The sequence below is a fragment of the Carboxylicivirga sediminis genome (assembly GCF_018156225.1).
In the GTDB taxonomy this organism is placed as follows: Bacteria; Bacteroidota; Bacteroidia; order Bacteroidales; family Marinilabiliaceae; genus Carboxylicivirga; species Carboxylicivirga sediminis.
On sequence record NZ_JAGTAR010000037.1, the window covers coordinates 1 to 13,049 of the forward strand.

Below are 13,049 nucleotides of genomic sequence, written 5' to 3' on the forward strand. Positions count from 1 at the left end.
GTTCGACGTAAAATTTTGAACTCAGAACGCTTACAAATAGTGAGTTTCAAGTGTATATTGACGAAAGAATAGCGGGCTATTTTGAGTCGATTACACGAAGAAAATTGCTGTTTATAAGCGGGATTGCCAAGCTTTGAATAAATAACTGATTTACTGCTTCAAATTTTATCGCAATAGTTCTCTATTTCTCTAAAATTATTCATTGTAAATCAGCTCTTTATTCTAATCTGAGTTTTAAATTTAAATCGAACTCAGGTTATTACTTCAACTACAAAGTTTTATCCGCATTATTATAAAAACGAATAAGCTGTTTAATTTCACTCTCCCTTAGTTTCGTAGTTCCCACTTTCTTAATGGCTTCCTGAGAATCTTTAACCAACTCATTTAATAAGGCCAACTGTTTCTTTTTACTTTTACGAAGCTGAACGGCCGGATACTCAGGTAACTTCTCAAGGATAAAAACCTCTTCGTAATTAAAGCCATAACCACCACTTGACATGGAACGAAGCACTGTTGAGTACAAATTAATTTTGCCTTTAATCTCAATTTTGGCAAACATGAACTTTTGCTTGCTGTTTCCAATATTGGTGCTCACTTTGGTTCTTACATTTTTAAGAACAACATAATGTTCATATCCCGTTCCATACCCCAGAATTTCGTCTGCTGTATAGGTCTGTTTCTTACTGTTTTCTTTGTTTAAAGGTTTTGTGGAAATACCTCCATCACTAATGTACTTAACAAGGCATTCGGTTTTAACACTATCCTTATCAATAATGTAACCTTGTCGATAATCTAATAGTTGAGCAAATAAATGGCTACCCATAGCAAATAGCAGCCCTAAAAAGATAATTCTCTTCATGGATTTGTTGTTTGGTTAAAATGTGTGTGTAGACACTACAATATGCCTGATTTTTCTCGGAGAATGAAGATATATAAAAAAACAAAAGCCAACGAAATAGCATGGCTTTTGTTGCTCAATTACAGTTCTACAATGTTGCAACAGTATTATACATCAGGTTCGTAGCTTGTAAGTCCTGCGCTTCGTCCTGCTATTTTAATACTATCTCTAATGCTTGCAGAATTTACAAACTTCGCCTCTTCAGGCACTTTAAGATCTAAAGTAATTTTATGTACTTGCTGTTCGGTATAGGTTTTATTTAACTTGCCATCAATTACCTTCAGGTTAACGCCTCCACTTTTGCCACTGATCTTTTCAACCACAAAATTGACTTCAATCTTAAGTTTATCGACTTCAAATAATGTATCCAATCCTTTTTGCTCTCTTAATTCTTCTGATGCGATAAGCTCCTCACGTACTTCGTGAATAAGTTCTTTTAGGTTCAGTTCTGACATAGTTTAATGTTTGATTGTTTATAATATGCAGCCCCCTTTAAGGGCTGAGATACAATAATGATGCACTCTTTGGGCTTCACCCACGGTTATTAGTCGTTTGTCTTTTCAGGACAATTATCAGAGTTAATCTTCTACAAACATAAGCCCTTTTCAGCCCCGCAGGGGTTGAACACATATCACTCACCCGACAATCACCGTAAAAAACGATCACTCAACCAACCTTCGACCATTACTTTACTCCAGCCCATCTTTGTTTGCTTAACAATTACCTGGGTATTCTCATTTAATACACCCAGTAACGGTCCTTTGGGCACTTCCCGAAAATTTAGCTTTGTTGTATTCACCACTTTGGGCTGGCCCTGCTCAATGTGCGGGATGACCGTTGGCGATCCTGATGTCAAATTCTTACTTATCGGCACATTATCCAGGTATGTGATAGTGACCTCTTCACCACTAATCAAAGCATTGGCTACCTTGGGGTACATTCGCACATAAGCTTGTGTACTGTTTTTGACCTTTCCGGACTGAATGGCATTATTATTCACCTCATCACCAACCAGCAGGCAGCCAGAGGTATCGTCATCGGTATTACCTATATGAATAAGGATATCGGTAAACTTGGGTACATTCATTACCTGCAACATACCATAATGCCAATCTGCACCATACTTCTGAAGGTAATCTGTATGATGCCGGCCATGGGTGCGCAGCTGCAGCTTATAGGTACCTGCATCTATGCGTGTTTCATGCATCTTTTTCACGTCGCGGTGCTCATCTTCGAGCGTGTAACACTCAAATACACCATCAATCAGTAACATGCCCAGCGTACTATCCGTTGAGCTGGCATATCGTACAACGGTTAATTTCATAGCTTATCCTTTTGGCTGATCCTTTGTCACTTGCTGGCTCTCTCTTCTGCTGGCATTCATCTGGCTCACCAAAGGAATCACATTCTTTAAGGCTCGTTCACCAAATAAGAAGCCCAGTACAAGGAAGTTGATCACATTAAACACAAATTCAAGATTAGAACCATCGTGTATGATGATGCAATCAAAAAACACCATTAAATCAATAAACAATACGGCAAAACCCCATAGAGGGCGCTGTGCACCACGCAAAAAGCGGATGAAGCGTCCCCACCAACCAAACTGTTTCAGGTCGGCGGTGGTACCTTCCAGCTCCCTAATGCGTTCCAACAGTTCTTCTTTTGCTTCACACTCTTTCAGCTGGTCTTCCAGTTCCTGCTCATAGATGGCCTCCGATAAAAGACGTTTCATTTTCTCCTTTTCGGCATCACTGGCAGTAAACTCATCCACCAGGTTTAAAATATCAAATTTGTCACTCTCTTTCATTACAATACGATTTAGTTTGGTTAGTTACTAAGCTCCAAAAACAAGAGCTTCGTCCTTATTGCCGGTTGTGGTTTGAATGGTAAATGTGCAGCTAATGGCATCGGCCTTATCGGGGTAATGCATTTCAATCAGCTCAAGTATCATGTAGCCAAACCATTTCTGATTAAAGCCCCGCTTATCGTTAACCACCGATTCGATAAAACCGAAAAGCTTGGCTATCTCCGATTTTCGCGCATGATCTACATCTATCTTTAAAGCTTTTGATTTGCTGATTTTCTCATCGAAATTGTTAAAGGCCTTTAAGAGCTCCTGGTAGCTCTTGAGGCTTTCGTCAAAAGGAATACCGCCAAAATAACTTGGCCGATTAACCGGGTTCAGACTAAGCCGGTTTGTTTCGAAGTTACGCCACTTTTTATAGGATCGGCGATACTTATTGTGTGCAAACAAATTATTGGTACTGCGCGTATTGTAAAAATCCAGGATGGGCTGATAGTAGAAGTCTTCGCGACTGGCCATACGTGCACTATCCTCATTTTTATTTTCATACACCGATGCGGCCATTGAACGCGCTAAAATTTCGTAGCCCATTGACGAACGCATGGCGTTTGCCAGGCATACAAACACCTCCGATGGCACATGCAGCTTACATTCGTATTCTACATCATCACAATGCTTAATCTTATTCCAGAGCTCACTTAGTCGCTTCTGCGAGTCGGTGTGGCTAAGGTCGGCCAAAGCGCCCCACACAACTGCCAGCTGGATAAACGCATTTAAATCTTTTACATCGCCCTTCTTCTTGTTTTTGCGCTCCTTTATGCGTCCTTTGATTTTCCCATCTTCCTTGCCGGCTATCAGAGTGAGGGTGTAATCTAAATCATCGTAATGCAATTCCTGGGCCGGATGCTTTGTTTCGGCATCCAGCGATATGGCTATTTTAGATTGCTCGGCAAAAACAAAAGCACCCTTTTCTTTCAGAGAAGAAATACTGATGGCTTTTTTACCATTAACACCTATCTCTTTCTCCTCAACTTCCAGTTCTTTTTGGGTATATGAGCTAAGGGTCCAGTTGCCAATACTCAAACCAAGGGCGAAACGACGACTGAATTCCAATCCCTTTTCTGAGAAGTAGTTGTTCACTTTAAATGGTGCATCATCGGCGTCTCTGTGGTGAACTAATAAACTGGCAACTTTTAGCTTAACCACATCGCCAAAATTCGCCATCAGGAAATCCTGTTGCACAGTTGCTTCGAGCAATACACCTGTAGTCATCGTTTTGCGGTACTCATACTCCAAGCCTATCTCCACTTTGGCCGAAAGCAGTGCAATGACTTTTTCTTTTACATCAGCTATCTTATCCTTGTATTCGTTGTAATGCGCTTTTAATTCCTCATAGGTATCACCAACAAAATCAATCTTTTCAATGATGGTTGCTATCGTTTCATCAGAAAGGTAATCATCAGTTTGTGCAATTAGTTCATCAAGCTCACCAGTGGGTTTGCCAAGATAATTTTCGTAATACTTATCAATGATCTGAATAATTTTCTCCTTCTCAACATCCAGTGATTCAATTGACACCCCCGCATTAATGCCCAATTCCTTGCTTGATGATTTGGCTTTCCCAAGCTTAAGCGCAAATACCTTATCTTCCACCTTACGCACCAGGCACTCAAAATTGTCCTCGCGCTTAAACGAGAAGGAAACACTTATGCTCGGATCGATTGAAACAGGCAGTTGGGTTCCGCTTTTAGTGAGTGTAAACACTGGTGCTAACACTGTAGATAAGAGCTGTACCACATCCACATCAATTTTACCACTCACCTGTCCTTTTAAGGCATACGAACAGGCCTCATTGGGTAAAAATCCATCCCAAAATTCAGCCTTGGCCGAGTCATTTAAAAGGCTTTTAAAGTCAAGTAAATCCTGGTAAACAGCCTCTGAGGTTTTGGTCGATAAATCGTGCAGGCGGTACATCGACACATCCAGCTCTCTGTTGGCACCAATTTCAAAACCCAGTATCTCTTTGATACTTCCACCTGCTTTGGCTCTTAATTTAGCACCTATGGAATAGCGCACCACCGCCTGCTCCTTCATCACCTTTTTGCAGTCGTCATCACTAAGGTAAAATCCATCGAGATCGTCGTTTCTTAAATCATCGGTATTGTTATACACCCATATATTAGCGGCAGCAGAAGTTTCAAAGTCAAGCACTGCATTGTTTAATAGTGGTACATCAAAACTTCCATTTTTACTGATTTCGGCGTTCTTCAATAGTTGCAATTCTGCCTCATCAAGTGGCATCAGACCTACCTTGGCGGCCTTCGGAATAAGTGGATATAGATTCATGGTATATTTGTTTTTTAATAGCGATTCATCATTAAAAAAAGTACTGTCATCCCCCTTCTTCTCAACTAGCTTTCAATATTGGCCCGGTCGCTCAGCGACTTTGATAAACGGGCACTGGTCATGCTTGAGTCAATGAGGTTATTCAAATGATTGACCAGGGCATTTAAAGCATCCGATGCCTTAATCTGCTGCTGTAGTTCAATCATCATTAATAAATTCTTAAGCGCTATAATTAATGGCCTTCGGGTTTCAGTCAGGGTCTTGTCATTACCTGTATCCTGACTATTGCGCTGTTGCACCAGGCTTTCAAAATGACTTTGATCGGCATTTAGCTCATCCAGCCAGTCAGTGGCTTCAACTATTGCACAATCCGACTTGAGAGGTTCCTTTCCAAGATCTGTAAGCAGGTTTTGCATAGCAGCCGTTTGCTCCGGGTACGACAAACGATAAAGCTCATTGCCATATCGCTCGATAACTGCTTTTATGTTATGAGCCGCCTGTTGTTTGCTTTGCTCTTTACGATAAGTACACGCTTCAATATAGTTTTTGAAGCCTAAAAAACGAAGATCCCGTTCCCTGTCAGCATCATTAATCTTAATAGTAAACGGATTCACATCATCACGTGTTAGAGCCTTATCGAACTCTTGCAAGCTACTTTCTGATTTCTCAACAAAGCTGCTGAATGGAGTTACATCTATACCGGCCGTTTTAATTATAGCTAATACTTCACGTGCGAATGTATAAAGAACCTTGTTTGATAATAAGGAATAGGCAATTTTATGCATGGTATTTTATTTTTAGTTAATAAGTAATAATTACAAAACGTGTCTATCAGGCTGATAGCCCAACATTTGATTAAAACCAGACAGATGAAGTAGTTTCTGCGACTATTCGAAATACAATTATCAAGGGTTAGTGAATTGTTCTGCAAGTTGCAGGACTCTTCCAAAGAAGCTGGCGAACTGTCCTGCAAGTCTCAGGAGTTTCCCATAAAGGCTGGCGATAAGCCCTGTAAGTCGCAGGAGACTTCCATAGAAGCTGGCGATAAGCCCTGCAAGTCGCAGGAGACTTCCATAGAAGCTGGCGAACTGTCCTGCTAATTGCGAGAGCTTTCAATAGAAGCTGGTCAATAGCACAGACACTCGTGTAATGCGAAATGACAGACACGTACTAAATTCTGCCTGGTTTAATATGATTTAGAAAATAAAAATTGAAGGCTTAAGAAGGGGGATTACAGTATGTCAAAGAACGTTTAAACAGACAATTGCACCTTGCAATAACCTGATTAATACTGTATCCCTATTAGTTTTTTGGAGTTTATCTGGCTAACTATTGCTTCCCGACAACAGTTAGCAGACAACGATAAGCAATTTACGGTAGGATATTTTAAAGTTCAATAGCCATTGGGAAATATTTTGGTATTATAAGGCTTTATAGCACCATGTTTAAAGTTTAGAGAATTGATATACAAAGTGAATAGTATCGAAAAAGTTACTATTACAATTACATTCACTTTCTTAACCAATTTTATTAAGCAATAATAGTACCATATAATTTTATTACAATTAGCGTGTAATAGATTGCTTTTACTAATTTTAACATGTAATGATTAAGTAAAAAATATACAGTATCTTAAATAGCAATAGAATATAACGCAATTAACAAAGTGAAATGCAAAGTGCAAAACCTAAAATTAACATTTAACAGGTTAGACAGTAGATAACAAACAACCTATCACCCTCAATAACAATAGACTATGAAACAAATATTTTCAATCTTAGCATTTATTTGCATTTATAACCTTGGTTTTTCTCAACATGATTTTTTATTTGAAAAAAAGTGTCTTGGTGATATAAGAGCACATGAAAAATCGATTAATTCGATTTGCCTTGGATTTGTAAAATATCAAGTTCCTAATGACTTTTTTCAAACAGCTAAAAAAAATCATGACTATTACCCATTATGCTATAAGCGAACAAATGATGATTTTTCTCCACAGCTAATAATAAAATACTATTACGATGAGCAGGACTCAACATTACTAGTCACCAGTTATGACTGGAATATAATGGATCATGTAGATTATCTAAAAACAGATGGAGATAAATTTGAAGTTGAGAAAAAACGAAAGAACGAATACTTGAACAAATACAAAACAATTAAGCAAGAACTAATTAATAAATACGGAGAACCAACTACAATCAAAGAAACTATTTCTACGGATGGGTACCTCTACCGCCTAAGCTGGGAAAATGGATCTAATAATATTCATGTGTTATTAAATTTTTCTACAAAGTTGAAAACTCTGCTGGGAAATATGAAATTTGGCTTATACAATATTAGAGTAAAGATTGAGTATATTTAAAATCACATGCTAACATGAATGCCCTCGCTCGGTGAAGTAGGTGAGGCCAGTGATTACAAAAAGCAGTTCTAATTAATGCCAAATCTAACTTATGAAACAACTTTTTACGCTTTTATTAATCTTTGCCGCAACACTAGGTTTTGCGCAGGAAGAAACATTCAACAGCAATAACGGTTTAATCATTGATATTAAAGGCTCAATCCTCTTTGAATCAGACTTTACCATAGCGCCACTATTGGGTTATAAGTTTGGACGATTCATTGTATTTACCAGCTATGAAAAAGCAAATGATGATTTGGAAATGGATATGTCAACCCCTGATGATAATATTCAATATAAACGTGAAGTACTTAAAATAGGTGTACAGATATATCCGCATAAAAATCAAAAAAAAGTTAAGCTCTTCTATCAGGCACACTATAGTTACAAATGGTCTGATGAAATAAGAGCGTCTGAATATTCAATGATTAATGTAGGGACAGGGATACAATATTCAATTACGCATGCATTATCTGCCGGAACCAATGTGTTTATTGGATTTGGCAATGAAAAAACGCCACGGGGTGAGACACTTTTCCCTACCTATGACTTGGGTGGGACCATATTTATGCGCTACCATCTTGATTGGTCACATTTCAGAAAATCGGGCAATTAAAACCTCCCAGTTTGGCCCCGCAACCACGCTAATCCTTTCGCGTGGCGCGGCATCATGCGGTTACAGCTACTTCATCAACTTATCCATTATATTCTCAAAGCGCTTATTACTAATGGGGTGATGGCTAATGACCTCACCATTGTAAATAATGCAGAAAGTACCAAAAGCACAGGGTGTGGCCTGCGCAGCTGGTGCATTATCAAGGTCAATTAACTGAGTGGGTACTTTGTATTTCTTTTGTGCCGTATCAATAATAGCGTGCACGTTTTTCTCGGTATAGGGGCATTGCGGTGAGCGCAGTATGGCGAGGCCTTCTTTGTATTGTTCCGGCATCGTCTGTATGCTTGTTTTAAAGTCAGGAATAGGTGCACTATTGTTGAACTTGTAAACCAATAGCTCAAAGTCGGGCTTAGCTTTTGCCACCACTTCAAAACCATTCTTTAAAAACAGCTTATTATCAGCCATAAAAGAGCCTTTGCGCGTTACCACTGCAACACCATGCTTGTGTTGTGCTTTGGCATCCTGCAGGCATTCATCGAGCATGGCCGAGGCATAGCCTTTGCCTTTATGCTCCTTTTTAAAACCAACAAACAGGCAGTGGATAAACAGGTAGCCCTGAGCATTAACAGGACGATGCGCCAGTTCGCCCGGCAGATATTCAATCATGCCCTGATACGTGCCATCTTCAGCCAGCAGAGCTTTTATCTTTAGTCCTTGCGCATGGTAGGTACTAAACCATTCAATCTTATTGCGAAGCTCTTTGTGCTTGCTGACATCTTTATAGCCACACACACCATAATCGGCAATGGTTTCAGGCGTCAGGTCAATGATTTTAAAAGTTGTAGTCATGTTAGTGAATTGGTTAGTTTATTCAAATATAGTGAATGTTGCTTAGCTGGTAATGCTAGCCTGCAGTCTATTACTGATGGAGTTGTCCAAAAACATTACTATTTCTCGCAAAGTGCGCAAAGCTCTCAATAATTACATTCTACAGTTTGGCTCCTTTTCGCAATTCTTAGCGGTGAGATAACTATCGCACTTAGCGTGAAACTCTATTTTAGGGCACCCTCATCAATACAATCCACAATAATTGAAAAGAAGCAGAAATTCTTTGCTTATAAAAGGCAACTAAACCCGTCTTCATCCGTAGTAAACCAGGTTTATTGTATATCTAATCTAAAATTAACACACATGACAAGCCGAAGAATTGTTTCATTACTACTCCTTTTTATATGGTCAACATCGATATTTGCCATGCAGATTTTTGTAAAAACGGCATCAGGCAAAACAATTACACTTGATGTTGAAGCCAGTGACTCTATAGAAAATGTAAAGGCTAAGATTCAGGATAAAGAGGGCATCCCTATTGACCAGCAGCAGCTAATTTTTGCGGGTAAACAACTGGAAGATGGACGAACCTTATCGGACTACAACATTCAAAAAGAATCGATCCTTCATTTAGTCCTCGGCACACCCACATCCATTGATGACAATACGATTGCATCGATACAGGTTTACCCAAACCCGGTTGCCGAGCAATTACACATTAAAGGCTTGAAGAATACTAAGGATATAACTTATAGCATTTTTAATTCAACTGGAGAATGTATTACAAAAGGTATCATAACAGACAATAAGGCCATAGATGTAAATTCGCTATCTGCAGGTTTATACTTTGTACATTTTAAAGGAGATAATGCTTACACTCCTGTTAAGTTTATAAAAAAATAGCAACACATTCATAAGCCACAGTTGCATTAACTATATAAAATAGCCCTGACAGTATTTCAAATCCTGACAGGTTTGTAAGTTCAAAAAAGAGGGAGCCGTAGCTCCCTCTTCTGCATTTATATATAATTACTACTTAAGGGGCTCTGGTCCCATTTCCAGCTCCAGCTTGCCACCTTTGAGCAGCTCAGCAGCCGGAAACTTAAAATCATTCAGTACTTCACCGTTCAGCTTAGCCGACTGCACGTACTTATTCAATCGCGAGGCATTTTTGGCCTCAATTGTAAAGGTATCGCCACGCCCATAGCGGCCGCCCAGGTCAATCACCACCTGCTCATACAAGGGGCTGGCAATTTCGTAAACCGGCTCAACGCTGCAGCCTCCATCGGTCTGAAACAAGCCCATGGCTGCCATCACAAACCAGGCACTCATCTGCCCCTGGTCTTCGTCGCCCAGGTAGGCATTTGATACGCCATAGCCATAGTAACGATCCATAATGGCGCGGCTCCATTTTTGCGTTAGCCATGGCTGGCCCACCCAGTTAAACAGGAAGGCAAAATGCATCGACTGCTGGTTACCCTGCACCACCGGATAATCCCAATACTGGTCGTTGATGCCATTGTAGCGTGTTTTATCACTTTCTTCAAAGCCCCAATCGAGGCGTTCAATAAAGCGATCCTGACCAATCATTTCGGCTAGTGCAGGCACATCCTGCGGTACAAAATAGGTCAGCTGCCAGGCATTACCCTCCACATAGTGGTGGTTAGCACCCGATTTATACGGATCAAAGTCGTCTTTCCAATTGCCTTTGGCATCGCGCATGCGGGCATAGCCCATCTCCTTATCAATCACATTGCGCCAGTTGTAGCCACGCTCTAAAAAGTACTGGTAATCGGCTTCTTTACCCAAAGCCTTGGCCAGCTGCGACACCGTCCAGTCATCGTAGGCATACTCCAGCGAATTAGAGAAACGCCCCTCATCGTATGGCACGTAGCCATGCTCAAGGTAAGTCACCAGGTCGCGGTTGCCGGCATAGCCACCGCCTACCTCCTGCCCCGGTGTGGTTTGCATCTTCTTCACGGCTTCATAGGCCTTCTCCACATCATAATCGCGTATGCCCATCTGATAGGCCCCTACAATCATGGGAATCTCGTGTTCGGCCACCATCACCGGGATGTACTCCATGCCTGCCGGTCCTTTGGCCAGCCAGCCACCGGCATCGTACATGGCCAGCTGCGATTGCACCCAGCGGTTGCTCCACTCCGGTGTCACCAGATTCCAAAACTGGTTAAGGTTCCAGAAGGTGTTCCAAAAGGCATCGCATCCCAATGCCGGCGATGAAGGATCATCCAGCTGACAGATGTTCTCATCGGCATCACGCCACTGCCCATTCACATCACTATAGGTGTTACGGCTGCACAGCGAGCGATACATACTGTTATAAAAGCGCATCTTCTCCATGCTGTTGGTAGTGGATATGGTGACGCGGCTCAGGAGCTTGTTCCACTCCTGCACATGGTTGTTGCGCACCGCTTGAAAATCCCAGCCGAAAGGCTCAGTAATCTCAGTCTGCAGGTTTTCGGCCGCATTGGCAATACTTACATACGAGATACCGGTGCGTGCCTGCACCTGCTTGTTGTCTTTAGTATCAAACTCCACAAAACAACCAGCCTCATCGGGACGCTCATAGCTCATGCTGTTTACATCCAACACCTCATCGTTAATCCAGCCACCCATCTTGGCTATAGGCTGATCAAATTCAATCACAAAGAAGATGATGTACTCCTGATCAATGCCACCTGCCCAGGTGTTTTCGGTGAGCTGATGACTATAGCCCTCGATGCGGTAATCGCTCACCTGCTTCCATTCAACAGCCAGGTTCTGATACCAGTATTCAGCCGGTATATGCAAATCAATCATCACCCGCGACTGCTCATTATCAGGGAAGGTATAGCGCTGAAATCCACAACGTGTGGTGGAGGTTAGCTCCGCCTTGATATTATAATCGGTCAACTGAACGCCATAATAACCAATGGGTGCCTCTTCAGTGGTTTTATCAATGCGCGAGCGATAGCCACTGTCAGGGTCGCGCTCATCTCCCACCTTAATCTGCAGTGGTCCGTTAACAGGCATCATGCCCAGGCCGGCCAGTGTCCATTCATGTATATGACTAAAGCACCCAATAGACTCAAAATTAGGCTCGTAGCCACCCTGCCACGAGGGATTCTGGTTATCGGGACTCAGCTTCACCATGCTGAAGGGCATCCATGGTCCGGGAGCAATCATCCAGCGCGAGTGGCCGGTACCCACCTTCGTATCCACGTATTCGGCCGGTGTAATAAGCGCTTGAGGCTGTCGTACCACTTTGCCTGTTTCAACTTCCTGCCCATCTACACGGATGGAATAGGTACTAACCTGTTTCTGGCTAACGGCCGGCATGGGCGCTTCAAACACATAGCGTCCCTTCTCCACCACCTCCTGAAAGATGGGGGTGTTATCCACCAGCACTTCCAGCTTAGGCAGGTCGTTAAGATGTTCTACATCTACCAGTAATGGCTGATAGTTTTTGCCATCCAGCACAATCTCATACGCAGCCGGCTTGACCTCTCGCAAATGGATGTCTTTATCGATGCGCAACTTCACCCCTTTAGACCCTTCCAGGCGAATCTGTCCGTATTTCAACCATGAGCCTTCAAGAGTAGTCATCTTGATTTCGTTACCTCCTGTACGCAACAGCTTATGTGGTACAGGTATATCAATGCTATAGCCCGCTCCCGCTTTGGGCAGTTCATCAATAGAGCTGGCAGCCTTGGCAGGTAACTGGTATTTCCACTCCCTGCCATTAATGGTCACTTTAAATAAGGGCAAATCTTCGGCGTTATAGTCGATTAAATCAACCACCAGCGTCCAGTGGCCTTTTTTAGGCAACTTATCCACCCCGAACAAAACCGTCAGTGTACTTGAGCGCCAGCCCGAGGTGCCCCAGGTACCGCCCCAGGTATCGCTGATACCCGGCATAATATAAGGCCAATCGGTTTTGGCATCAGATGTACCTACCAGGTAGTAGGTATCTTCCCACCCAAAATCGTTGGCTATGTAATCGTTATACCCATCAGGATACAAAGCAAAATCTGCTCCTGTTTTATCGCCGTCGCCTATTTGCCACACAACATGTTGCGCGTTAGAGTTAAAAGTCAATAAACACAGGAACGAGAGTATTACGGATATCTTCATAATATCACTTTTTAAAAAG

11 protein-coding genes are annotated in these 13,049 nt (G+C 41.8%); 3 read left to right on the plus strand and 8 right to left on the minus strand.

Translation table 11 applies throughout. The features are described 5' to 3' along the window. Positions 1–268: 268 nt before the first annotated feature. The 6 genes from KDU71_RS18895 to KDU71_RS18920 form a co-directional block, all read right to left on the minus strand. A complete protein-coding gene (locus KDU71_RS18895; RefSeq protein WP_212192671.1) occupies positions 269–859 on the minus strand; it encodes a hypothetical protein in 591 nt (196 codons plus the stop codon). A 146-nt stretch (positions 860–1,005) separates the two neighbouring features. After that, entirely contained in the window at positions 1,006–1,353 is a 348-nt protein-coding gene (locus KDU71_RS18900; RefSeq protein ID WP_212192672.1) for a trypco2 family protein, read from the minus strand. A 191-nt stretch (positions 1,354–1,544) separates the two neighbouring features. After that, complete coding sequence (locus tag KDU71_RS18905; protein ID WP_212192673.1) at positions 1,545–2,222, minus strand: DUF5675 family protein; 678 nt, start codon at positions 2,220–2,222, stop codon at positions 1,545–1,547. Between the two features lie 3 nt (positions 2,223–2,225). Continuing rightward, entirely contained in the window at positions 2,226–2,705 is a 480-nt protein-coding gene (locus KDU71_RS18910; protein ID WP_212192674.1) for a hypothetical protein, read from the minus strand. Between the two features lie 27 nt (positions 2,706–2,732). Further along, positions 2,733–5,048, minus strand: a complete 2,316-nt coding sequence (locus tag KDU71_RS18915) for a hypothetical protein (protein ID WP_212192675.1) — start codon at positions 5,046–5,048, stop codon at positions 2,733–2,735. A 65-nt stretch (positions 5,049–5,113) separates the two neighbouring features. After that, positions 5,114–5,833, minus strand: coding sequence for a DUF6261 family protein (locus KDU71_RS18920; protein ID WP_212192676.1), 720 nt, complete (start codon positions 5,831–5,833; stop codon positions 5,114–5,116). Between the two features lie 971 nt (positions 5,834–6,804). Here KDU71_RS18920 and KDU71_RS18925 point away from each other — a divergent pair. Next, the gene (locus KDU71_RS18925; protein ID WP_212192677.1) at positions 6,805–7,413 is read left to right on the plus strand and encodes a hypothetical protein; all 609 of its coding nucleotides are present in this window, start codon (positions 6,805–6,807) and stop codon (positions 7,411–7,413) included. A gap of 91 nt (positions 7,414–7,504) precedes the next feature. Next, positions 7,505–8,068, plus strand: coding sequence for a hypothetical protein (locus tag KDU71_RS18930; protein ID WP_212192678.1), 564 nt, complete (start codon positions 7,505–7,507; stop codon positions 8,066–8,068). A 66-nt stretch (positions 8,069–8,134) separates the two neighbouring features. On the opposite strand, the gene KDU71_RS18935 is transcribed toward KDU71_RS18930, so the two are convergent. Next, a complete protein-coding gene (locus KDU71_RS18935) occupies positions 8,135–8,917 on the minus strand; it encodes a GNAT family N-acetyltransferase (protein ID WP_212192679.1) in 783 nt (260 codons plus the stop codon). A 342-nt stretch (positions 8,918–9,259) separates the two neighbouring features. Here KDU71_RS18935 and KDU71_RS18940 point away from each other — a divergent pair, with 342 nt between their 5' ends. Beyond that, entirely contained in the window at positions 9,260–9,799 is a 540-nt protein-coding gene (locus KDU71_RS18940; RefSeq protein ID WP_212192680.1) for a ubiquitin-like protein, read from the plus strand. A 129-nt stretch (positions 9,800–9,928) separates the two neighbouring features. Here the strand turns inward: KDU71_RS18940 and KDU71_RS18945 are convergent, their stop codons facing one another. Beyond that, a complete protein-coding gene (locus KDU71_RS18945) occupies positions 9,929–13,030 on the minus strand; it encodes a GH92 family glycosyl hydrolase (protein WP_212192681.1) in 3,102 nt (1,033 codons plus the stop codon). Between the last annotated feature and the right edge of the window lie 19 nt (positions 13,031–13,049).

What these genes read in the sequence shown, in the direction of transcription:
- KDU71_RS18895 (WP_212192671.1), bottom strand. Translation starts at nt 859, where the DNA reads ATGAAGAGAATTATCTTTTTAGGGCTGCTATTTGCTATGGGTAGCCAT.
- KDU71_RS18900 (WP_212192672.1), bottom strand. Translation starts at nt 1,353, where the DNA reads ATGTCAGAACTGAACCTAAAAGAACTTATTCACGAAGTACGTGAGGAG.
- KDU71_RS18905 (WP_212192673.1), bottom strand. Translation starts at nt 2,222, where the DNA reads ATGAAATTAACCGTTGTACGATATGCCAGCTCAACGGATAGTACGCTG.
- KDU71_RS18910 (WP_212192674.1), bottom strand. Translation starts at nt 2,705, where the DNA reads ATGAAAGAGAGTGACAAATTTGATATTTTAAACCTGGTGGATGAGTTT.
- KDU71_RS18915 (WP_212192675.1), bottom strand. Translation starts at nt 5,048, where the DNA reads ATGAATCTATATCCACTTATTCCGAAGGCCGCCAAGGTAGGTCTGATG.
- KDU71_RS18920 (WP_212192676.1), bottom strand. Translation starts at nt 5,833, where the DNA reads ATGCATAAAATTGCCTATTCCTTATTATCAAACAAGGTTCTTTATACA.
- KDU71_RS18925 (WP_212192677.1), top strand. Translation starts at nt 6,805, where the DNA reads ATGAAACAAATATTTTCAATCTTAGCATTTATTTGCATTTATAACCTT.
- KDU71_RS18930 (WP_212192678.1), top strand. Translation starts at nt 7,505, where the DNA reads ATGAAACAACTTTTTACGCTTTTATTAATCTTTGCCGCAACACTAGGT.
- KDU71_RS18935 (WP_212192679.1), bottom strand. Translation starts at nt 8,917, where the DNA reads ATGACTACAACTTTTAAAATCATTGACCTGACGCCTGAAACCATTGCC.
- KDU71_RS18940 (WP_212192680.1), top strand. Translation starts at nt 9,260, where the DNA reads ATGACAAGCCGAAGAATTGTTTCATTACTACTCCTTTTTATATGGTCA.
- KDU71_RS18945 (WP_212192681.1), bottom strand. Translation starts at nt 13,030, where the DNA reads ATGAAGATATCCGTAATACTCTCGTTCCTGTGTTTATTGACTTTTAAC.